Annotated in this window: 24 protein-coding genes; 15 read left to right on the top strand and 9 right to left on the bottom strand. The window is 64.7% G+C overall.

The window, feature by feature from the left end; all coding sequences use genetic code 11:
- Positions 1 to 38 precede the first annotated feature (38 nt).
- Positions 39 to 2,498, bottom strand: coding sequence for a TonB-dependent receptor (locus YU9_RS0121165; protein WP_027574595.1), 2,460 nt, complete (start codon positions 2,496 to 2,498; stop codon positions 39 to 41).
- Between the two features lie 163 nt (positions 2,499 to 2,661).
- Positions 2,662 to 4,020, bottom strand: coding sequence for a histidine kinase (locus YU9_RS0121170; protein WP_027574596.1), 1,359 nt, complete (start codon positions 4,018 to 4,020; stop codon positions 2,662 to 2,664).
- 192 nt (positions 4,021 to 4,212) lie between these two features.
- Between YU9_RS0121170 and YU9_RS0121175 the strand changes: the two genes are divergently transcribed.
- Together YU9_RS0121175 and fghA are read left to right on the top strand one after the other, a co-directional pair.
- Positions 4,213 to 4,833, top strand: a complete 621-nt coding sequence (locus YU9_RS0121175) for a response regulator transcription factor (RefSeq protein WP_027574597.1) — start codon at positions 4,213 to 4,215, stop codon at positions 4,831 to 4,833.
- Positions 4,834 to 4,902: 69 nt separating this feature from the next.
- Positions 4,903 to 5,748, top strand: coding sequence for an S-formylglutathione hydrolase (gene fghA, locus YU9_RS0121180; RefSeq protein WP_027574598.1), 846 nt, complete (start codon positions 4,903 to 4,905; stop codon positions 5,746 to 5,748).
- Positions 5,749 to 5,914: 166 nt separating this feature from the next.
- Here fghA and YU9_RS0121185 read toward each other — a convergent pair whose 3' ends face one another.
- The gene (locus YU9_RS0121185) at positions 5,915 to 6,487 is read right to left on the bottom strand and encodes a DUF3280 domain-containing protein (RefSeq protein ID WP_027574599.1); all 573 of its coding nucleotides are present in this window, start codon (positions 6,485 to 6,487) and stop codon (positions 5,915 to 5,917) included.
- A gap of 60 nt (positions 6,488 to 6,547) precedes the next feature.
- On the opposite strand from YU9_RS0121185, the gene YU9_RS0121190 reads away from it, so the two are divergent.
- The 6 genes from YU9_RS0121190 to YU9_RS0121215 all read left to right on the top strand — a co-directional run bounded on the left by YU9_RS0121190 (position 6,548) and on the right by YU9_RS0121215 (position 11,608).
- Positions 6,548 to 7,729 (top strand): ABC transporter substrate-binding protein, encoded by a 1,182-nt coding sequence (locus YU9_RS0121190; protein ID WP_027574600.1) that lies wholly within the window; start codon positions 6,548 to 6,550, stop codon positions 7,727 to 7,729.
- 172 nt (positions 7,730 to 7,901) lie between these two features.
- On the top strand, positions 7,902 to 8,921 hold the full coding sequence (locus YU9_RS0121195; protein WP_371259178.1) for a YVTN family beta-propeller repeat protein: 1,020 nt from the start codon (positions 7,902 to 7,904) through the stop codon (positions 8,919 to 8,921).
- Positions 8,918 to 9,724: an ABC transporter ATP-binding protein gene (locus tag YU9_RS0121200; RefSeq protein WP_027574602.1), complete on the top strand. Its 807-nt coding sequence runs from the start codon at positions 8,918 to 8,920 to the stop codon at positions 9,722 to 9,724. The genes YU9_RS0121195 and YU9_RS0121200 overlap by 4 nt, the downstream gene beginning before the upstream one ends.
- Positions 9,721 to 10,569 carry an ABC transporter permease gene (locus tag YU9_RS0121205; protein ID WP_027574603.1) on the top strand — a complete coding sequence of 283 codons (849 nt, stop codon included), beginning with the start codon at positions 9,721 to 9,723 and terminating at the stop codon, positions 10,567 to 10,569. Before YU9_RS0121200 ends, YU9_RS0121205 begins: the two co-directional genes overlap by 4 nt.
- On the top strand, positions 10,566 to 11,174 hold the full coding sequence (locus YU9_RS0121210; RefSeq protein ID WP_027574604.1) for a hypothetical protein: 609 nt from the start codon (positions 10,566 to 10,568) through the stop codon (positions 11,172 to 11,174). The genes YU9_RS0121205 and YU9_RS0121210 overlap by 4 nt, the downstream gene beginning before the upstream one ends.
- A gap of 128 nt (positions 11,175 to 11,302) precedes the next feature.
- Positions 11,303 to 11,608: a copper-binding protein gene (locus YU9_RS0121215; RefSeq protein WP_027574605.1), complete on the top strand. Its 306-nt coding sequence runs from the start codon at positions 11,303 to 11,305 to the stop codon at positions 11,606 to 11,608.
- Positions 11,609 to 11,906: 298 nt separating this feature from the next.
- On the opposite strand, the gene YU9_RS0121220 is transcribed toward YU9_RS0121215, so the two are convergent.
- Both YU9_RS0121220 and YU9_RS0121225 read right to left on the bottom strand, forming a co-directional pair.
- Complete coding sequence (locus tag YU9_RS0121220; RefSeq protein ID WP_027574606.1) at positions 11,907 to 12,464, bottom strand: PQQ-dependent catabolism-associated CXXCW motif protein; 558 nt, start codon at positions 12,462 to 12,464, stop codon at positions 11,907 to 11,909.
- A complete protein-coding gene (locus YU9_RS0121225) occupies positions 12,461 to 13,345 on the bottom strand; it encodes a substrate-binding domain-containing protein (RefSeq protein WP_027574607.1) in 885 nt (294 codons plus the stop codon). Before YU9_RS0121225 ends, YU9_RS0121220 begins: the two co-directional genes overlap by 4 nt.
- Positions 13,346 to 13,473: 128 nt before the next feature.
- On the opposite strand from YU9_RS0121225, the gene YU9_RS0121230 reads away from it, so the two are divergent.
- Entirely contained in the window at positions 13,474 to 14,397 is a 924-nt protein-coding gene (locus tag YU9_RS0121230; protein ID WP_027574608.1) for a quinoprotein relay system zinc metallohydrolase 2, read from the top strand.
- Positions 14,398 to 14,447: 50 nt separating this feature from the next.
- Positions 14,448 to 15,266, top strand: coding sequence for a quinoprotein dehydrogenase-associated SoxYZ-like carrier (locus YU9_RS0121235; RefSeq protein ID WP_027574609.1), 819 nt, complete (start codon positions 14,448 to 14,450; stop codon positions 15,264 to 15,266).
- Between the two features lie 99 nt (positions 15,267 to 15,365).
- Here YU9_RS0121235 and YU9_RS0121240 read toward each other — a convergent pair whose 3' ends face one another.
- Positions 15,366 to 15,725, bottom strand: coding sequence for a hypothetical protein (locus tag YU9_RS0121240; protein WP_027574610.1), 360 nt, complete (start codon positions 15,723 to 15,725; stop codon positions 15,366 to 15,368).
- A gap of 87 nt (positions 15,726 to 15,812) precedes the next feature.
- Between YU9_RS0121240 and YU9_RS0121245 the strand changes: the two genes are divergently transcribed.
- From YU9_RS0121245 to YU9_RS0121265, 5 genes are read left to right on the top strand one after another with little or no spacing between them, the layout of a single operon-like run.
- Positions 15,813 to 16,793, top strand: a complete 981-nt coding sequence (locus YU9_RS0121245; protein ID WP_036017722.1) for an ABC transporter substrate-binding protein — start codon at positions 15,813 to 15,815, stop codon at positions 16,791 to 16,793.
- A gap of 1 nt (position 16,794) precedes the next feature.
- Positions 16,795 to 17,532 (top strand): ABC transporter permease, encoded by a 738-nt coding sequence (locus YU9_RS0121250; protein ID WP_027574612.1) that lies wholly within the window; start codon positions 16,795 to 16,797, stop codon positions 17,530 to 17,532.
- The gene (locus YU9_RS0121255) at positions 17,522 to 18,262 is read left to right on the top strand and encodes an ABC transporter ATP-binding protein (RefSeq protein WP_027574613.1); all 741 of its coding nucleotides are present in this window, start codon (positions 17,522 to 17,524) and stop codon (positions 18,260 to 18,262) included. The genes YU9_RS0121250 and YU9_RS0121255 overlap by 11 nt, the downstream gene beginning before the upstream one ends.
- A gap of 57 nt (positions 18,263 to 18,319) precedes the next feature.
- A complete protein-coding gene (locus tag YU9_RS0121260; RefSeq protein ID WP_198028280.1) occupies positions 18,320 to 19,105 on the top strand; it encodes a pentapeptide repeat-containing protein in 786 nt (261 codons plus the stop codon).
- Positions 19,106 to 19,132: 27 nt separating this feature from the next.
- The gene (locus tag YU9_RS0121265; RefSeq protein ID WP_027574615.1) at positions 19,133 to 19,480 is read left to right on the top strand and encodes a hypothetical protein; all 348 of its coding nucleotides are present in this window, start codon (positions 19,133 to 19,135) and stop codon (positions 19,478 to 19,480) included.
- Between the two features lie 9 nt (positions 19,481 to 19,489).
- On the opposite strand, the gene YU9_RS0121270 is transcribed toward YU9_RS0121265, so the two are convergent.
- The 3 genes from YU9_RS0121270 to pqqA form a co-directional block, all read right to left on the bottom strand.
- Positions 19,490 to 19,699 carry a hypothetical protein gene (locus YU9_RS0121270; protein ID WP_027574616.1) on the bottom strand — a complete coding sequence of 70 codons (210 nt, stop codon included), beginning with the start codon at positions 19,697 to 19,699 and terminating at the stop codon, positions 19,490 to 19,492.
- A gap of 219 nt (positions 19,700 to 19,918) precedes the next feature.
- Positions 19,919 to 20,788 carry a hypothetical protein gene (locus YU9_RS0121275; RefSeq protein WP_051380461.1) on the bottom strand — a complete coding sequence of 290 codons (870 nt, stop codon included), beginning with the start codon at positions 20,786 to 20,788 and terminating at the stop codon, positions 19,919 to 19,921.
- A gap of 232 nt (positions 20,789 to 21,020) precedes the next feature.
- Positions 21,021 to 21,101 carry a pyrroloquinoline quinone precursor peptide PqqA gene (pqqA, locus tag YU9_RS42125; protein WP_008562446.1) on the bottom strand — a complete coding sequence of 27 codons (81 nt, stop codon included), beginning with the start codon at positions 21,099 to 21,101 and terminating at the stop codon, positions 21,021 to 21,023.
- Between the last annotated feature and the right edge of the window lie 151 nt (positions 21,102 to 21,252).

A 21,252-nucleotide genomic window follows, 5' to 3' on the forward strand; every position in this document is an offset into this window, starting at 1 on the left:
TCACTCTCCGCGCGATCTGTTGACGCTTTTCGAGCGGGCTAGAACGTCACGCGCATCCCCGCATAGAATGCGCGGGGCCTTGCCGGGCTCAGCGAGCGCGGATCGATGAAGTCATTGCCGCCGTTGGCGAAGTTGGGCAAGGCATCGCGATCGAAGAACTGTCCGTAGGTCGCGTAGCGCTTGTCGAAGACATTGTCGACGCGGCCGTAGAGCTGGATGTTCTTCGTCACCTGGTAGGAGGTGTGGAGATTGAACACGGTATAGGACGGCAGCTTCGCGAACTGGTTGGACTCATCACCGACCAGATATTGGCTGGAGACGAACAGCGCGTTGCCGCCGACCTTCCAGACGTCGGTCACGGCGTAATCGACGCCGACCTTGACGCGGTGGCGCGGGATCGCGGGGATCTGGTTGCCGGGCCTGACCTGGATGGTGTCGGTGGCGGGATCGGCGAACGGGCTTTCGGAGCCGAGCTCGAGCGGGTCAAGAAAGCGCGCGTCGACGAAGGCGTAGCTCGCCTGGAACTGCAGCGTGGGCGACTTGATGTTGACCTCGGCCTCGAGGCCCTGCCGGCGGGTCCGGCCGACATTGGAGAAATAGCCAAAGCCTGTCCGCCCGACGGCAGGCACCGCGACGATGTCGTCATAATTGGTGGCGCGGAAGCCGCCGACCTTCCAACCGAGCGTGCCGATGTTCAGCTCCTTGGTGCCGCGCAGGCCCGCTTCCACGGTCTTGGAGACGACCTGCTTCAACGGCGGATCCGCGACCAGGAACGCCGCGAGCAGGCAGGGCCTCGCTGGATCGGAGCACCCGAGCTCGAGCGGCGTCGGAACGCGGTTGGCCTCGGAATAGCCGGCATAGGCGGTCAGCTCCGGCGTGATCTTGTAGGTGCCGCCGATGACCGGATTGAAGCGGGTGAATGTGTGATCGCCGTTGAGCGCGGTCCCGAGCTGGTCTTCCAGCGAGATCCGCGCCACGTTGAAGCGGCCGCCGCCGGTAATGGCGAAAGCATCCGTGACGTTGAACGTGTCCATCGCATAGAGGCCGTTATATTGGTTGACGGTCCGCAGCGAGACGGGGCCGGCAACGGGGTCTGCCGTGGGGGTCGCGCCCAGGAAAACGCCGCTGCCGCTGACGACGTAGTTCTCTCCGATCGAGCCGATCTCGGCGGTCGCGTTGTAACGCGTGACACTGGCGTCGTAGGTTGCGCCCATCACGAAACGATTGTCGTGACCGAACAGTTGATCGGTGTTGGTGGCCTGCCCCGACACGCCCAACGTGGTCGAACGGATCGAGCCCCGGTCGATCTCGCCGAGGATGGTGCCCGGAGCAAAGGGATTGGCAAGCTGCACTCCATTGCCGCCGTTGGCGGCCGTGGTGTCATTGCCAAAGCAGAGCAGCGCCGGATCGACGCACTCCTGCACGTCGGTCGGATTGCCGTCGACCACCTTCTGCTCGTACCTGCGCACACGAGCGGTGCCTTCGAGCGTCCAGGTCGGCGTCGCATCGACCTTGCCGGTCAGATTGAGATAGCCGACGCGATTGGAGGTGGTCTGCGGCGTCGTGTAGGTCGCACCCCAATATTTGTCGAGGAGCTCGGCCGGTACGGTGGCGCTGGCACCGAAATCGTTCTTGGCCACGCCCATATTGGCGTGGAATTCGCTGTCGCCGGCCTTGTAGCCGACATCGCCGTAGAAGCGCCGCACCGTCGATTGGGAAAAATTGCGGAAGCCGTTGTCGCGCAATCCTTCGAGCGCGGCATAGACGGCGTAGTTCTTGTCGACCTGCTTGCCCCATTGCGCTGAGCCCTGGATGCGGCCGAACGAGCCGCCCATCACGTCGAGCTCCGCACCCTGATAGGTGAAGCCGTCCTTCATTTGCAGGTTGAGCGCGCCGCCCAGCGCGTTGAGGCCGAAGGCCGGGTTGTTGGTCACCAGCGTCACCGACCTGATCGCGGCGGTGGGGATCAGGTCCCAATTGACGGCGTCCGAGAATGCCTCGTTGATGCGGACGCCGTTCTGATACACCGCGAGTCCTTGCGGCGTGCCGGTCACGGGGGAGGCGACAAACCCGCGGAACTCGACATCAGGTGTGAACGGATTGCCGGTGACCTCGCTGATATTGACGCCGGCGATGTTGTCGCGCAGCGCATCCGTCACGTTCAGCGAGCCGGTGCGCCTGATCTGGTTGGCATCGACGGCATTGATCGCCGATGCGACCTTGTCGACATCGAGACCCCTGCCCGTGCCCGGCGAGGTCGGATAGACGTAGATGCGTGTCCTCGGGCTGGCGGACGACGGCGCCCCGACGCGCGCGACAGGTCGCGGCGCCGCGGTACGCCTCGCTGTTGAAGGGGGCGGCGCAGTGACCTCGACCGGCGGCAGGTTCTGAACGTTGGTTTCTTCGTCCTGCGCGGCCTCGGCGGGGCTGGCGAGAACCAGCCCGGTCGAAACCGAAGCCATCAACAAACGACGCTTGAACCGAAGACGCCCGCCCATCCCTGCCTTCCCATCCGTCACCACCGGCTGTTTTGATTTTCGCCGTTTGGTCGAGAGGAGTGTAATCAGGGACTGTTCGCGCGCCAGCCACAAAAGGTCGGGTCCTATCCGCACCCATTTTCCCGACCAGATCGGGAATTTTTCCCGATCGCTGCGGGTGCGGTCAGGCGGCCGCCGTCGGAATCAGCGCCTCGACGGTCAAACCACCGTCACCGGAGACGACATTGAGCGTGCCGCCCAGCGCCAGGATCCGCTCGCGCATCCCGACAAGGCCGAAGCCGAGCTTCTGGCCCGGCTCCATGCCGCGGCCGTTGTCGCTGACCCGCACCCGGGCGCAGCCGCGACCATCGCCCGATGCCTGCTCCACCGGCTCGATGACGACATTGACGGAGGTCGCGCCGGCGTGGCGGAATACATTGGTGAGCGCCTCCTGAACGATACGATAGATGGTGAGATCGGCGGTCTCGCCGGTTGGGCCCAGCGCCGGCGAGATCACGGTCTCGATCGCGACGTCGGGATGCGACTCCCGCCACAGGCGCGAGAGGGATTCGAGCGCCTGGCTCAGGCCGAGCTCGGCAAGGCCCACGGGCCGAAGGCGCTCCAGCACGCGGCGATTGAACTGCTGGAGTGCATTGATCTGCTCCAGCATGGCGCTGCCATGTTTTCGCACGGCATCCGCACTCGGCGCGCGCCCGTCCGCCTGCTTCGCCAGCGCACTCGCATGCGCGCGCAGCGAGAACAAGTAGGGTCCGAACTCGTCATGGAGCTCGCGCGCGATCTCCTTGCGCTCGATGTCCTGAAGCGACACCGCACGCTCGGCCAGGCGCCGCTTGTCCTCGACCGCCTCATGAAGCGTCGCGGCAAGGTGGTTGAGCTTGGTGCAGATCGCGGCGAGTTCCGGTGCGCCGCCCGGCGCGACACGGGCCTCGTAATGTCCGCCTTCGAGCTTCCCCATTGCCTCCGCCAGCGACTGGAGCGGTGCCAGCGCCCGGCCGACCACATTCATCATCAAGAAGAACAGCGCGAGCGCGATCACCGAGCCGACCTCAAGCTGGGTCACGATGCCGTCCCAGATCTCGGCGATCTCGTCGTCGGGATGCGAGGTGATTACGAGTGAGCCGGGCTTGCCGCGGATTGAGACTGGCACGTTGACCGCGGTCTGCTCGGGATGCACCAGGCTGACGAACCAGGCCGGCGGGCCGCGCGTGTCGGCGTCGACGTCAAGCCGGGGCGGCGTCAGCGAATGGCCTCCGGCGTCCCGAAGCGCGATGCTGACATGGCGCAGGCGGCTGAGATCGCGGGCGATCTGGTTGAGCCTGGCATCCGGGTCGGGCGCCTCGTTCAGGTCCGCCACGATCATCTCGATGAACTCTCGGGCAAGGCGGATCACGCTCTGGTCCTCGGCCTGCACGCGCGGCCCGGCTTCCGCGATCTGCCGGCCGATGTTGACGGCAAGCCCCAGCGCCAGCAGCAGCGCCAGCAAGAGGTTGATGCGTCCGCGCAAGGATAAATTTTGCCACATTGGTATCGCCTGTGCCTCGCGAAGGATGCCCGCGCCTGTCCGATGACGTTGACAGAGACGAAGCGCCCGATATCTAATCGGAAGCGTACAGCAATCCCGGCCGGGTTGCATGAGGCGACATGAGGGCGCGTGGCGCTCCTGTTCAGTATCATGCGACGCGACAACAGGCCGGCGCTGTCGCGGGGAACGCCTATGCGCATTCTGATCGTCGACGATCATCCCATCGTCGCCTCCGGCTGCCGTGCCGTGTTGGCCGACGAAGGCGAGATCGAGATTTTGGAGGCCGCCGACGCCGAAGACGGCGAGAGCGTCTTCATTGTCGAGCGCCCCGACCTCTGCATCATCGACATCAACCTGCCGACCGTCTCCGGCTTCGAGCTCGCACGCCGCATCCTCGAGCGCGCGCCCGAGGCCCGCATCATCATGTTCAGCATGAACGACGACCCCGCTTTCGCCGCGCGCGCGATCGAGTGCGGCGCGAAGGGTTACGTCTCCAAGACCGGCGATCCCGACGATCTCGTCGAGGCGATCCGCGCCGTCGCGGGCGGCGGGACCTACCTTCCGACGGCGATTGCGCGCAGCATCGCCTTTGCCGGACCCGCGCTGGCGCAAAGCCCGCTGTCGAAGCTGAATGCGCGCGAAATGGAGATCCTGCGGCTGCTCAGCGCCGGCAAGAGCCTGTCCGAGATCGCGTGGCTGGTGCAATCGTCCTACAAGACGGTGGCCAATACCTCGTCGATCATGCGCCAGAAGCTCGGGGTGAAGACCTCGGTCGAGCTGGTGCGGCTGGCGATCGACAGTGGCGTCGCCTGACGACGCCACAAATTCGGTCACACAAGCGTTGCAATCTTGATGTGGTGAGATGCCACGGAGCTCTAGGGCATGACGATTCAGACTGTGTCGACGAACAAATCCTACGGCGGCGTGCAGGGCGTGTATCGCCATGCGAGCCAGGCGACCGGAACCGATATGGTGTTCTCGGTCTATGTTCCGCCACATGCGGACGGCGCCAAGCTGCCCGTGGTCTGGTACCTCTCCGGGCTCACCTGCACGCATGCCAACGTCACCGAGAAGGGCGAATTCCGCAAGGCCTGCGCCGAGCTCGGCCTGATCTTCGTCGCGCCCGACACCTCACCGCGCGGGCCCGACGTGCCGGGTGATGCCAACAACGCCTATGATTTTGGTCTCGGCGCCGGCTTCTATGTCGACGCGACGCAAGAGCCGTTTGCGCGCAACTATCGCATGTGGAGCTATGTCACCGACGAATTGCCCAAGCTCGTGGCGGAGAACTTTCCGGTCGATGCCAAGCGGCAATCGGTGATGGGGCACTCGATGGGCGGCCACGGCGCGCTGACGGTGGCGCTGCGCAATCCGCACCGTTTTCGCGCAGCCAGTGCGTTTGCACCGATCGTGGCGCCCTCGCTCGTGCCCTGGGGCATCAAGGCGCTGACCGGCTATCTCGGGCCGAACAAGGACGCCTGGCGCAACCACGACACGGTGGCGCTGATCGAGGACGGCGCAAAATTCTCCGGCTTCCTGGTCGACGTCGGCGAGGCCGACAATTTCCTGAAGGAACAGCTCAAGCCGGAGCTGCTGGAAGCCGCCTGCGCCAAGGCGGGCATCCCGCTGACGCTGCGGCGGCACGCGGGCTACGACCACAGCTATTATTTCATCTCGACCTTCATGAGCGATCACCTGCACTGGCACGCGGCAAGATTGACGGCGTGATCTTACCCTCCCCTGGAGAGGGTCGATCGCGCGCAGCGCGAGCGGTGTGGGGTGACAGTCTCTCCAATCAAGCGGTGCCCGCGTGGAGGGATCACCCCACCCCGCATCGCATTCCGCTGCGCTTCATGCGCTGCGACCCTCCCCCTCCAGGGGAGGGTAAGCGTCCCTACTCCGGCCGCCCGTAATTTGGCGCCAGCAAACGATTGCGGATGAGATAGCTCATCGTGCGCGTCCAGGATTCATCCGTGTTGCCGCGCATGTCGGCGCTGGCGGCCGCGATCATGTTGCCGGTCTTCACGTCGCGCAAATAGATGTTGAGATTGACGATCAGGTTCGAGACCTTTTGCACGAGGCCGGTGATCTCCAAATCGGCACCGAGCTGCCCCGCGAGCTTGAGGTCGCAGCCGCCGCAGGCCTGTAAGTTTGCGTGACGGGCGGCATCCCGTACCGGAGCGATGTCGAGCACCTGGAACCGGCCTGAATCCGCCAATTCCTTGCGCAGCTGCTCGCTGATGCGCACGAGCCGCGCCTCTTCCGGCTTGGAGCCGTAGAACTCGCCGGGCAGGCTGGTGTCGATCAGTTCGAAATCGAACACTGCGAGTTTGGGCGGATCGGCGAGCGCGACCGAACCCGTCAACAACAAAGCGGCGAGGCATATCAATGCTCGCATGATCGTGATTCCGCCTCCTCTCGCCGCGAGGACGAAATGCGGGGTTGCATGCCCTGACAAATTGGTCATGCTTGAAACAGAGACAATTCTTCACCGGCGGTCAAGCCGGGGAGATCGTCTGGAGGAAACATGATCCGATGGTTGGCCGGCCTGATCGGCTTTGGTCTTGCCGCGACGAGCGCGCTCGCGGCCGAGCCTGCCCTGATCGGCGTCGGCTATCTCGGCGTCGCCGCTACCCGATCGACGCTGTCGCTGGTCGAGCAACCCGCGGAGAATGATGGCGTCGCCGGCGCCCGCCTCGCCATCGAGGACAACAACACCACCGGGAAATTCACGGGCCAGCGCTTTACGCTGGAGGAGCGTCGCATCAAGGAAGGTGAGGACGTGGTGCAGGCTGCGACCGCGCTCGCCGAGAAGAACGGCTTCATCATCGCCGACCTGCCAGCCGATGCGCTCTTGAAGGTTGCCGACGCCCTGCGCGATCGCGGCACGCTGCTGTTCAACGCCGGCGCGATCGACGAGCGGCTGCGCGAGGCCGATTGCCGCGCCAACGTCATCCACACCGCCCCGACCCGCACGATGCTGGCGGATGCGCTCGGCCAATACCTGGTGTGGAAGAAGTGGTCGCGCTGGCTGCTCGTGGTCGGCTCGCATGACGAGGACAAGCTGTTCGCCGATGCTATCAGGCGCACCGCGGCGCGGTTCGGCGCCAAGATCGTGCAGGAGCGCACGTTCGAAGACAAAGGCGGCGCGCGCCGCACCGACTCGGGCGTCACGCAGATCCAGCGGCAGATGCCGGTGTTCACGCAACAGGCGCCCGCCTATGACGTGCTGGTTGCCGCCGACGAGAGCGAGGTGTTCGGCGCGTACCTGCCCTATCGCACCTGGGATCCGCGCCCGGTCGCGGGCTCGGCCGGCCTGGTGCCACGCAGCTGGGACGCATCGCAGGACCAGTGGGGCGCGATCCAGATGCAGAACCGCTTCATCAAGCTGAATTCGCGGCGCATGACCCCGCTCGACATGCAGGCCTGGACCGCGGTGCGCATGATCGGTGAAGCCACCTCGCGCACCAATTCCGGCGACGTCAAGAAGGTCACCGATTTCATCAAGGGCCCGGACTTCTCGGTCGCCGCCTTCAAGGGCACGCGGCTGACGCTGCGCGACTGGAATCTGCAACTGCGCCAGCCGATCCTGCTGGTCGACGGCCGCATGGTGGTGTCGGTGTCGCCGCAGGAAGGGTTCCTGCATCAGGTCTCCGAGCTCGACACACTCGGCTATGATCGTCCGGAGAGCAAATGCAAGTTGAAGTGAGCATTGCGAGATGAATGCGAGCTGCCGCCACGACGTCGCTGCGCCCCCTCCCCCGCTTGCGGGGGAGGGTCGGGGAGAGGGTGTCTTCACGAAGAAGACTCCCCAAGAGGAGCGAGCCCTCTCCCGCATCGCATCTCTCGATGCGATGCGACCTCCCCCGCAAGCGGGGGAGGTGAAACAAGCCAGCCAGCAGTTTCAGCGCATCGCAGAGCAACGTCCCTTGCGCAAGTTGACGTTGCGCCTATCGCTGTTTGCCACACTGACGCTCGTCGCGGCACCCGCGCATGCGTTCATCGCCTATGTCTCGAACGAGAAAAGCAACACGGTGTCGGTGATCGACACCGACAACTGGACCGTGACCAAGACCATCAAGGTCGGCCAGCGCCCGCGCGGCATCGAGTTCACGCGCGACGGCAAGTTCGTGATGGTCGCGGTCGGTGACGACGACACCATCCAGGTGATCGACGCCAAGACGCAAAGCGTGGTCGACAGCCTGCCCTCCGGTCCCGACCCCGAATTATTCGCCCAGGATGCCGCCGGCAAGATCCTCTATGTCGCCAACGAGAACGACAACACGGTCACCGTGATCGACCTTGAGAAGCGCGCCCGCCTCGGCGACATCCAGGTCGGCGTCGAGCCCGAGGGCATGACCATCAGCCCCGACGGCAAGACGCTGATCAACACGTCCGAAACCACCAATATGGCGCATTTCATCGACACATCATCGCGCCAGATCGTCGCCAACGTGCTGGTCGATGCACGCCCGCGCTTTGCCGAGTTCAAGCACGATTCTTCGGAGGTATGGGTGTCCTCCGAGATCGGCGGTACCGTCTCCATCATCGATCCCAGGAAGCACGAGGTGATCGGCAAGGTCACGTTCGAGATTCCGGGCCTGCGGAAAGAAGCGATCCAGCCGGTCGGCATCGGCATGACCAAGGACGACAGGACCGCCTTCGTCGCGCTCGGCCCGGCCAATCGTATCGCCGTGGTCGATGTCGCCTCGCGCAAGGTGACGAAATATCTCCTGGTGGGGCAGCGCGTCTGGCATATGGCATTCACGCCCGACGAAAAATACCTGCTCACCACCAACGGCGTGTCGAACGACGTTTCAGTCATCGACGTCGCCGCGCAAAAGGTGATCAAGACCATTCAGGTGGGCGAACTGCCCTGGGGCATCACGATCGCGCCATGACCAGCCCTGCCCCGATCACCGAACCACGCGAGGCACCAGGACCGGATCCGGTCATCGTGCCGGCGCTATCGATCGACCGCGTGAGCCATTCTTACGGCCCGCGGCGCGCGTTGATGGACGTGTCTTTCAATGTGCAGCCCGCAAGCTTCACCGCGCTGCTCGGGCTCAACGGTGCCGGCAAGAGCACGCTGTTCTCGCTCATCACGCGCCTGTTCGGCATCCAGTCCGGCCGCGTCGGCATCTTCGGCCATGACGTCAGCAAGAGTCCCGGCGAGGCGCTGCGGCTGCTCGGTGTCGTGTTCCAGCCGCGCACGCTCGATCTCGACCTGTCGCTGACGCAGAATTTGCTCTATCACGCCGCGTTGCACGGCATCAGCCGGCGCGAGGCCGCCGCGCGCAGCGCCGAGTTGCTCGGTCGCATCGGACTCGCAGACCGCGCCGGCAGCAAGGTGCGCGACCTCTCGGGCGGGCAGATGCGGCGGCTGGAGATCGCCCGCGCGCTATTACACAGGCCGCGGCTGCTGTTGCTGGATGAGCCGACCGTCGGCTTGGATGTCAAGGCGCGCGCCGACATCATCAGCCACGTCCGCCAGCTCGTCACCGAGCAAGGCATCGGCGTGCTCTGGGCGACGCATCTGTTCGACGAGATCCTGCCCGGTGACGATCTCGTGGTGCTGCACCAGGGCAAGGTGCTGGCGCGGGGGCCGATGACCCGCGTCGTCGCGGAAGCTGGTGCGCAGGACGTCAACACCGCCTTCATGCGTCTGACCGGCGCGCAAACCATGCCGGGAGGCGGCGGATGAGCAGCATCACCACGCGCCAGGCGCCGCGCGGCTTCTCGGCCCAGGAGTACATGACCTGCCTCACCGGCATCGTCTGGCGCGAGGGACTGCGCTTCCTGCATCAGCGCGAGCGCTTCGTCTCGGCGCTGGTGCGGCCGCTGGTGTGGCTGTTCATCTTCGCCGCCGGCTTCCGCCAGGTGCTCGGCATCTCCATCATCCCGCCTTACGAGACCTACATCCTCTACGAGGTCTATATCGCGCCCGGCCTGATGGCGATGATCCAGCTCTTCAACGGCATGCAGTCCTCGCTCTCGATGGTCTATGACCGCGAGATGGGCAATATGCGCACGCTGCTGGTGAGCCCGCTGCCGCGCGGATTCCTCTTGTTCTGCAAGCTGCTCGCGGGCACCGCGGTGTCGCTGCTCCAGGTCTATGCGTTCCTCTTAATCGCCTGGTTCTGGGACATCACCCCGCCGCCATCGGGCTATCTCACCGTGCTGCCGGCGCTGATCCTGTCGGGCCTGATGCTGGGCTCGCTCGGCATGCTGATCTCCTCCGGCATCAAGCAGCTGGAAAACTTCGCCGGCGTGATGAATTTCGTGATCTTCCCGATGTTCTTCGCCTCCTCCGCGCTCTACCCGCTCTGGCGGGTGCAGGAGGGCAGCCCTTATCTCTACTATCTCTGCGAGGCCAATCCGTTCACCCATGCAGTCGAGCTGATCCGCTTCGCACTTTATGGCCAGATCAACTGGATCTCGCTGGCGGTGGTCGCGATCTGCACAATCGTCTTCATGATCGGCGCGATTTTGGCCTATGATCCCTCGCGCGGGCTGGCGCGACGCGGGCCTGCGGGAGGCGAAGGATGAAGGTTTGGCTTTTGGCTGCCATGGCAATCGCGCTGTCCGGCACGGCGGCGCGCGCGGCCGATCCACGCTATCCCGACTGGCCCTGCACCCAGGCCAAGGTGCCGGAGATCTCGCTGGCCGCCGTGTGGGCCGGTCCGCCGCTCGACGACGTCCAGAACAAGTGGAAGGACGACGCCAGGATCGGCGCGCTGGTCGCAAAGCTGTCGGCTCGCAAGACGCCGCTCGAGGAAGCCGAGAAGTCGGTGAAGGAGTTTCTGGCCACCTCCGGCTCGGACAAGGCCTCCAACGCAAAGCTGCTGTTCGCCGGCCTGTTCGACACGCTCAATGCGCAGCGCTCCCAGGTCATGAACGGGCTCGAACGCGTCAGCCGCAAGCAGCGCGAGGCTGCCGACAAGATTCGCGAGGAGACGCTTCAGCTCCAGGCCCTGCAAGGTGCGACTCCGCGCGACGAAGCCAAGGTCGAGGCGCTCAGCAACGAGCTGATCTGGAAGACCCGCATCTTCGAGGACCGCCACAAAGTGGTGCGATTCGTCTGCGAGGTTCCAACCACGATCGACCAGCGCCTGTTCGCGCTCGGGCGCCTGATCCAGCAGGAAATGGAATAGCGGCAGCCACACTGACGGCTCACGACGGGTTCCCGTGATCGGCGCGGAGCATTTGCGGCGCTATCTGCCGGAACCAAACCGATCTGGGATGGCTTGTCGGAGTGAACTCCAGACGTCGGGAGGCCTCGATGGGAACAAAAAGATTCATCTTCGCGGGAGCTGCAGCCCTCAGCATGCTCGCAACCAGTGTCCTTGCTGACGATATGACCGGGATGATCACGCGGATCGATCGGCTCAACGGCACGATCTCGATCCAGCAGACACAGAAGGGTACGGTCGGCGCCAGCGCAGGCAGCGCCGGCGCGCTCCAGGAGTACAAGGCGAAAGATGGCGCGATGCTCGACGCCGTCCATGCCGGCGACAGGGTGAGCTATTCTGCGACCGAGACCAACGGCACGGGCACGCTGACGAAGTTGCAGAAGCAGAAGCCGTAGGTTGGATCTTCGCCTCTCCCCGCTTGCGGGGAGAGGCCGGAATTCGCGCGAAGCGCGGATTCCGGGTGAGGGAGTCCGTCAGTCGACATACGCGACATTCCGCCCACGTCGTCATTGCGAGCGTAGCGAAGCAATCCAGAATCTTTCCGCGGAGGGACTCTGGATTGCTTCGCTACGCTCGCAATGACGAGGAGGAAAACTCCGGGCCTTCATCCGACATCGCAAATGCGGAAGCAGCCCCTCACCCCAACCCTCTCCCCGTAAGAACGGGGCGAGGGAGCGCACCGACGCCCAATCGTTACTGGTCCGGGCGCGGCTTCGGCTGCGCTTCCTCGGTCGGAAGTTTTGCTCCCTCCCAGCCGTCGGTGCCGTCCGGATACCAGGCGACATTGGAGTAGCCGTACGCCAATGCGCGTTTGGCGGCGTTCCAGGACATCCAGCAGTCGGCCAGACAATAGATGACGAGCCGCGCGGCCTTGTCGCCGCGCGACGCCTGCGCAAGGCCGCGCTGGAGATAATCGTCCATCGCCGGTGGCAGCGTGCCGTAGCCGGTGTCCGGCAGCCAGATGCTGCCCGGAATGTTCCTGCGCGGCGCGTCGCGCCACACCGTGCCTGCAGGCAGGTTCTTCGGTTTCGGCGGACGCGGCATCACGTCGACGAACGTGCCGCTGTTCGCGCGCCAGATCGCCTCCGCCTCCTCTGTCGTGAGCACGCGCGCGCCGGCGAGCGTCGTCGGCACCGGCGCACGATAATTGTCGGTGCGATAGCCCTCGGGCTCGAACGGCTCCTGCTGCTGCGCCAACGCCGGTGCCACGAGCAGGGCAGCGACGATGACAGCGGCAAGAGGCCGTGTCATGGCGTCTTCTTGGCCGTCTCCGAGCCGAGCGGCCGATCGCTTTCGTCCAGCAGCGGCACACCGAAGTCGAGCAGGATCTTATTGATCTCGCCCTGGTTCTCCTGGATCAGCCTGTTGAGCTGCCGCTTCCAGTTCTGATCGGCGGGCCGCACGCCCATGCCGATGCGATAGACCAGCTTCGGCCCGGTGGTTTCTTTCACCAGCGGCGTGACGTGCAGCGAAGCCCCGGCCTTCTTCGCATAGTAGCCGGCCATCGGCCCCCACAGCACGCCGGCGTCGATCTTTCCGGCGGCGAGGTCGTCGATCATCGCCTGCGCCGAATTGTCGAAGCGCGTGTCGATCATCAGCGGATAGGGCTTGGCATCGCCCATCAGGCCGGCCAACGCCATGTTGGTCGCCGGCGGCGTGCCGGCGACGATGCCGACATGCTTACCCTTCAACTTCGGATCCTCGAGCGTATCGACGTCCTCGAGCCCGCTGCCGGTCTTCGCGACCAGCGCATAGGTCGTGCGGTAATAAGGATTGGTGCCCTGCACGAGATCGTCGCCTTGCGGGAAGCCCATGATGACGTCGCAGCGATGCGCACCCAGCGTCATCCGCACGAAACCGGTGGCCTGCGGGAAGAAAACGTAATCGAGCTTCTTCTGCAGCTTGTCCGCCAGGAATTCGGCGAGCTTGTTCTCGAACCCCTCACCCTTCTCGTTGGAGAACGGCAGATTGCGCGGGTCGGCGCAGACGCGCAGCACCTTGGGATCAACCAGCTCGAATGAGAGGTCGCCGGTCTCGTTGGTCTGCGCGCTGGCGGCTCCGCCGAACACACAGGATGCGACCACGACCCACAGTGAAAGCAACCAGCGACGATGTCGTCCGGCCTGCATCATCGCGCTTCCTCCTCGTTTTGATTGAATGTTATCCATGCAACGCATGATGCGCCATGTATGCCAACTTTGCGTTGGCTTTAGTTTGTTGCAGTGCAATGAGACAAACCCTTTTGAACTGAGGCGGAAAAGTGTCTCGCATCGCTCTCGTGATCGCAGCCTTGTCCCTGGGACTCGCGACGCTAGCACGCGCAGGGGCGGCCGAATTGCCTGTGAGCGAAGTCGCACCTGGAATCTTCGTACACTCCGGGACCATCGCCCTGATGACCCGCGAGAACGAGGGTGACATCGCCAATGTCGGTTTCATCGTGGGCGATGAGGCCGTGGCCGTGATCGACACCGGCGGCAGCCTTCGCGAAGGCGAGGCGCTGCTGGCCTCGGTGCGCGCCCGTACGCCCAAGCCGATCCGCTATGTCATCAACACCCATGGCCATCCCGACCATGTCTTCGGCAATGCCGCCTTTGTTGCGGAGGGAGCGAGCTTCGTCGGCCATAGTAGGCTGCCGCAGGCGCTTGCCACGCGCGGGCCGTTCTATCTCGATAATTTCCGCCGCATCATGGGCAGCGAGCTGATCGATCCCGTCAAGATCATCGCCCCGACCCTGCTGGTTTCGGACACGACGATCCTGGATCTCGGAGCGCGACGCCTGACCTTGCGCGCCTGGCCGGCCGGACACAGCGACAACGACCTGATCGTGTACGACGAGACGACCAGGACCCTGTTTGCGGGCGACCTCGTCTTTCTCGGCCACATTCCGGTCATGGACGGGAGCATCCGCGGCTGGCTCGACACATTGAAACGGCTTGAGGCAATCCCGGCGCTGCGGGTTGTTCCGGGTCACGGCCCCGTGAGCGACTGGCCTGCCGCACTGACCGATGAACGGCGCTACCTGTCAACGCTGCTGTCCGACGTCCGCACACTGAACAAGAGCGGCGAGCCGATTCGCGCCGCCACGGACAAGGCCGCCGCGTCGGAACGGCCGCATTGGCAGCTATTCGATGACTACAACGCCCGCAACGCAACCGCAGCATTCTCAGAAATTGAATGGGAGTAGCGGGCGGGCTAGGCTGTACCGAACGATGTATCGTCCGCAGGACCATGACTATGACGGGATGCGCACGCCGCCTCACTCTCACCGCCCTCCTGATCGGCCTCGCTTTCGCGATGCCGGCACGGGCTGAAGAGGCCTACGATCCCTGGCCGGGGCTGGTACAGGACATCTTCAGCAACCGTCCGATGAACGACGGCAGCGCCGTCATCGGCATCGAGATGCCCTATCGCGCCGAGGATGCGGCGATCGTGCCGGTCACCTTGCGCAGCAAACTGTCGCCCGGCGACAGCAGGCGCATCCGTTCGATCACGCTGGTGATCGATCGCAATCCCGCGCCAATGGCGGCGAAGTTCGAGCTCGGGCCGGACGCCAATGTCACGGAGATCTCGACACGCGTGCGCGTCAACAATTACACCGACGTGCATGCGGTGGCCGAGCTCAGCGACGGCCAGCTCTATGTCTCGAAGGTCTATGTGAAGGCCTCCGGCGGCTGCTCGGCGCCGGCGGGAAAGAATGTCGAGGAAGCCAGGAATCGGCTCGGCCAGATGCGCTACCGGCAGTTCGCACGCGAGGAGGCACCGGCGAGCCGCGTGCGCGAGGCGCAGATCATGATCGGCCATCCCAATAATTCCGGGCTGCAGATGGACCAGGTCACGCAGCTCTATATCCCCGCCTTCTTCATCAACCAGCTCAAGCTGACGCAGGACGACAGTCCGGTGCTGTCGATGGAAGGCGGCATCTCGATCTCGGAAGATCCCAATCTGCGCTTCACCTATGTCTCCAACGGCGCCAAGCGCTTCCGCGCCGAGGCGAAGGACACGGATGGACACGTGTTCCGCAATGAATGGGATGTGGAGAAGCCGGGGACGTAAATAGTCACTCCGTCATTCCGGAGCGATGCGAAGCATCGAATCCGGAATCTCGAGATTTCGGGTCTGGTCCTTCGGACCATCCCGGAATGACGATGTAAATCAAAAACACCTCACCTCGGCTTCCGCCTGCGCGCGGCGCAATTCAGTCACCGCCGCGTTCGCCTGCTCCGAGGTCCGGAACTGGACGCCGAGATTGCCGCGCACTTGCGACATGCTGAGCGCGGTCTCTGCGGTAACATAGCGCTCGTAGGGCACGATCGAGGCAACTACGTCGATCGAGCAGGAACATTGCTCGATCGACTGTCGGCTCTCGCCATTGGCTTTCATGCAGCCATAGACATATTCCGCGCGCGCTGAGGTCGGATAGTCATTGGCCTCCTCGGCCCGCGCCACGCACGCGGAAACCGCCAATACCGCCAATGCGGCGACAATCGGTCGTAGCTGCCCGGCCAGTTTCATGCGCGTCCTCCCGCTGGTTGCGACCAAAGCTATGCTATGCGTATTGTCCTGAAAAGAACTCTGTCAGAGGAAGCGGCTCACAAGGTGATGAGAGTTTTGGGACGAATATTGGCGTTCGCGCTGACGCTGGCGCTGACGCTGGCTGCACCGGCCCGCGCTGCCGATACCATCCGCCTGGCGGTGCAGAAGACCGGAACATTCTCCTGGGAGCTGGCCGCAATCCGCAGCGCCGGCCTCGACAAGGACGCCGGCCTGTCGCTGGAGGTCACCGAGCTCGCGAGCACCGAGGCCGGCAAGATCGCGATGCGCGCGGGCAGCGCCGACGTCATCCTGTCGGACTGGCTGTGGGTGTCGCGCGAGCGTGCGCTGGGCGCCAAGCTCACCTTCTATCCCTATTCCAGTGCACTTGGCGCGGTGATGGTGCCGGCCTCCTCGCCGATCAAGACGCTCGCCGACCTCAAGGGCCGCAAGCTCGCGGTCGCCGGCGGGGCGATCGACAAGAGCTGGCTGCTGCTCCAGGCGCGACTGAAACAGGACGGTGTCGACCTGAAATCGGAAGCAACCATCGTCTATGGCGCGCCGCCCCTGATCGCCGCCAAGGCGCTCGACGGCGAGATGGATGCGAGCCTTAATTTCTGGAATTTCTGCGCCCAGCTCGAAGCCAAGGGCTTTAGACGCCTCACCGGGATCGAGGACATTTTGCCGAAGCTGGGTGCCAAGGGTGCCGTCGCCGCGGTCGGCTACGTCTTCGACGAGAACTGGGCCGCGAGCCATCGCGACGCCGTGGCGCGCTTCATCGCGATGACCCGCAAGGCCAAAGAGCTGCTGGCGACCTCGGACGCGGCCTGGGACAAGGTGGCGCCGCTCACCGGCGCCACCGACCCGGCCGTGCTCAAGACCTATCGCGATCGCTACCGCGATGGCATTCCGCGCCGGAGCGTCGACGACGAGGAGAAGGACGCGCGCGTGCTTTACCGCGTGCTGGCCGAGATCGGCGGCCGCGATCTCGTTGGTCCGGCGGCCGAGCTCGATCCCGGCACGTTCTATCACGCAGTCCCTGGAGACTGAGGTGCTGCGTCTTCTCTCGTTCACCCTGTTCCTCGCGATCTGGTGGATTGCCGCGCTCCTCGTCGGCGGCGCGAAGCTGCCCTCCCCGCCGGCCGTGCTCCAGGTCATGATTGCGGAGGCCTCATCCGGCTCGCTGTTCCTGCATCTCGGCGCCACGCTGGCGCGCGTCGCACTCGCCTTCGTGCTGGCGATGTCGCTCGGCAGCGCGATCGGCTACCTGATGGGCCGGGTCAAGCTCGCCGACCGGCTCGGCGATCCCTGGCTGATCCTGCTGCTCAATCTGCCAGCCTTGGTCGTGATCGTGCTGGCCTATATCTGGGCCGGCCTCACCGAGGCAGCGGCGATCGCCGCGATCGCCATCAACAAGCTGCCGACCGCCATCGTCACCTTGCGCGAGGGCGCGCGTGCGCTGGATCGTTCGCTCGACGAGATGGCGAGTGTGTTCGCGATGCCGCGTTGGCGCGCCTTCCGCCATGTCGTGCTGCCGCAGCTTGCGCCCTATATCGCAGCCTCCGCGCGCTCCGGGCTGTCGCTGGTGTGGAAGATCGTTCTGGTCGCCGAGCTGCTGGGACGGCCGAACGGCGTCGGCTTCGAGATCGGCGTCGCCTTCCAGCTGTTCGACACGCCGCGGCTGCTGGCCTATTCGCTGACCTTCGCCGCCGTCGTGCTCGTCATCGAAACCTTGCTGGTGCAGCCGTTCGAAGCCCGCGCAAACAGGTGGCGGCCCCGTGCGGCTTGAGGTCGAGATATCGGGCAAGACCTTCAGGAGTGCCGCGGGCGGGACGCACGAGGTGCTGGCGCCGGTCAAGTTCGCGCTTCAATCCGGCGAGGTCGGCGTGCTGATCGGCCCGTCCGGCTGCGGCAAGAGCACGATGCTGCGCATCATCCTGGGATTGGACCACGACTTTGCAGGCCGCATCGCGCGGCCGCCGCAGGCGCGGATTGGCATGGTGTTCCAGGAGCCGCGGCTGCTGCCGTGGCGCTCGGTCGAGCAGAATGTGCGGCTTGCGGCACCGGACATTTCCGACGCGAAGCTGTCAGAGCTGTTCCGGATCCTGGAGCTGGAAGCGCATCGCAGCCACTTCCCCGGCGAATTGTCGCTCGGCCTTGCCCGCCGCGTCGCACTGGCCCGCGCCTTCGCGGTCGAGCCCGATCTCCTGGTGCTGGACGAGCCCCTCGCCTCGCTCGACGACGCGCTCGCCGGCCGCTTGCGCGACGAGATCGCAACGCTGGTCGGAAGCCGGGCCGTGACGACGCTGCTCGTCACCCATAGCCTGGACGACGCAGTGCGTCTGGGCGATCGACTGTTTTTCCTGTCGCCGCGCCCGGCCCGCATTCTCGCCGAGGTGCCTATCGCCATCCCGCGCGAGGCGCGCGCCGATGCCGAGATTGCGGCGATCAAGGCTGGGCTTGCGCGGCGCATCCAGGGGGAACAAGGCGACGAACGCGCCGGGCGGGATGTGTCATAGGCAGCCGCGCGAGGCGCGTGCTAGATTGGGCCGCAGCGGAGTCTGCTGATGAAGCGAATGATCGCCCTGGCGGTGCTTGGCCTCGCTCTGCTCGCGACGACTGCGCGCGCGCAGGACATGATGCGCGACCTGGATCTGACGTCACCCGCCATGGTCTCAGCCGAGATGAGCCGGCAGGAGGTCGAGGCCACGCTGGCCAAAGCGAGCGCGGGCGCGCCCGCCGATTTGACCGGCAAGCGGTTATCGGGGCTCGATCTCAGCGGTCTCGACCTGACCAACGCAATTCTCCGCGCGGCGCGGCTCAACAAGACGAAGCTCGTTGGCGCCCGGCTCGACGGAGCTATCCTCGATCAGGCATGGCTGCTGGATGCCGATCTCACACGCGCGAGCCTGAAGGGGGCCCATTTGTTCGCGTCACAGATGGCACGCGCTCGCCTCGACGATGCCGATCTGACCGGTGCGCGCATCACAGCCGATCTCAGCGGCGCAAGCCTGGTCGGCGCGTCGATCGCGGATGCGCATCTTGGTGCCGACATGCGCAACCAGTCGATGGGATTGATGCGCGCCGTGCTGCGATCTGCCAATCTGGCGCGGTTGAACGCGCGCAACGCCGACCTGTCGCGCGTCGACCTCGAGTTCGCTTCTCTCAAAGCGGCCGACCTGACCGGCGCGTCGCTCAGGAACGCTCAGCTCGGCGGCGCCGACCTGACCGGCACGACCATCATCGACGCCGATTTCGACGGTGCCGATCTCACCTCCGCCAGGCTGATTGCGCCGATCGGCCTTGACCGGGCCAGGAATTTCGACAAGGCAAAGAACCGCGAGCGCCTGATCAGGCAATAGCGGTGCCGCATTGGGGAGGATGAGGTGATGCGTGGGTGCCTCGTGTTGATCGCGGTGTTGGTGTGTGCTGGCGAAGCCGCCGCGCAGAGCAAGGGCAAAGGCATTCGGCTCTGGAACCTGACGACGGAGACGATTTCCGGTTTCCAGCTCTCACCCGCCGGCAAGACCGAATGGGGCCCAAACCAGACCCTGAACGACAAGGACAAGGAGGTCGACCACGACGAGCGGCTGCGCATCACCGGCGTCGAGCCCGGCCGCTACGATGCCAGGGTAAGCTATCCCAATGGGCGGCAGTGCATCGTCCGCGACGTCGAGATCAGGGCCGACGCGGTGTTCTCAATCGCCGATAAGGATTTGAAGGATTGCACCAAGTAGCGCCGCCGCTCACGCCTTGTCATGCGTGTGCGGATATTCGCAACGCCACCGCACCGCCTGCCACTTCGGATGCTCGCCGACCCATTGCGCGATATAGGGCGGCGCGGCCATCACGCATTGGCGAGGCGACCCGGAATAGTTGAACACCAGATGCTGCTCCTCGCAGGTCGCAGGCGAGAGCACCGCACACACAGTCACCACCAGGTCAATCGGGTTCATGCCGGGATCCTATCGCAAGGGGCGATGGTGAGATTAGCACGAAGAGTTACGTTCCAGGGAGCGGGAAGTTTCAAACGGAGGTGAGGGACGGCGCCCCAAATGGCAGTTAGACTCGCCGAGAGAGACCCTCACCCGGCTTCGCTATCGCGAAGCCACCCTCTCCCACAAGCGGCCCACAAGGAGGAAGGGTGCACTGCCATCGCGGCGAGAGGCGCAAGCCTAGAAGTTCACCCCGAACACCAGTCGCGCCTGATGCCGCTCGAAATTGACGAGGTCGAGATTGCCGCCTGATCCGGCCGGGCGACCCCAGGCCTGCATGCTCCAGCTCATGGTCAGCCGGGAGCGCTCGGAGAGCTGGAAATAGGCCGTAGGCCCGACGAACAGGGCCTGGCCTGCGAACTCACCGAGACCGATGCCTTCATACTGCCGGAAATAGCGCATCTCGCCGCCGAGGAGCACATCGGGCCGGACGCGCACCAGGGTAGCAAACGCCGCGCCGATCGTGGAGCTCTTCTCGGATACCCCTCCAATCTCGAAGCGCGCCCATTCCGGTTGATAGATCAGGTTGAGGGCACCGATGGCGAAGTTCGGGATGAGTTCGCGGTCGAAGGCCAGCGTGAAATCCGTGCCATACATCCGCCCTTTCGCGCCGCTGGTCTCGTCGATGCGATCGCCGTGGAGCTCGGCCGCGATGGTGAGGCCGAACGGCGCGCGCTCGCGATCGAGCAGGCGATAGCGCAGGTCGAGCGAGGCGCCCTGGAAGTTGAGCTGGCGGCGGTCGTCGATATCACGGACGCCGGTGATGTCGTGCAAGCTGGCGGCGCCGCCGACCTCGATACGAAAATTCGGCAGCGGCACCACCTCGATCTCGACCTCGTGCTCGAGGGCGCGATAGGCCACCCCGCCTTTGCCGAAGCGCCCCGTCGTCTGGGTCTGGAATTCGCGCTCGCCGACATTGCCGACATCGGTGCCGATCATGAAGCCGAAGATATGCTCGGTATCAAAGCCTTCTTCGGCGCTGGCGCGTGCCGACACCAGCGCGATCCCGCACCCAATCACTATCCAGAACTTACAGGCTCTGCCGCTCATCCAGTGCCCCAAAGGCGCACGCCGCTCCGATGCGGCAACAGCGCTGACCGAGCATCAGCGTAACACACTGCCGCAGAGCATGGTCGAGATTTTGATGGGAGAGGATCAAGGCCTCTGCACGTGCGGCTTCGCGTCAATCGCAAAGCCTCGAGCACAACGAGGCCGAGCCTAGATCCGACACTGCCACGGCTGCGACGGCGTTCGCCATCGAAGCCGCGGCAGGTCGTCGGTCTTACTTGCGCGAAGCGCAGGCGTACATGTTGATTTCCATGCCGACCGGCACTTCCACGATCTTTGGAGCTTTCCAAGCCATTCGGGTCTCCCAAGGTATTGAGCGCGACATCGCGCGGCGCAAAACCTAGGGCTGCGTCAGGTGCAGTTCAAGCCTCGATTCGACTGTCGAGCACGTCTGTGTCGATTCTTCGCGGCTGCATTTCTCTCTCGGACAAAGCCAGTTCCCTCTT

This window comes from Bradyrhizobium sp. WSM1743 (assembly GCF_000473065.1).
Classification (GTDB): Bacteria; Pseudomonadota; Alphaproteobacteria; order Rhizobiales; family Xanthobacteraceae; genus Bradyrhizobium.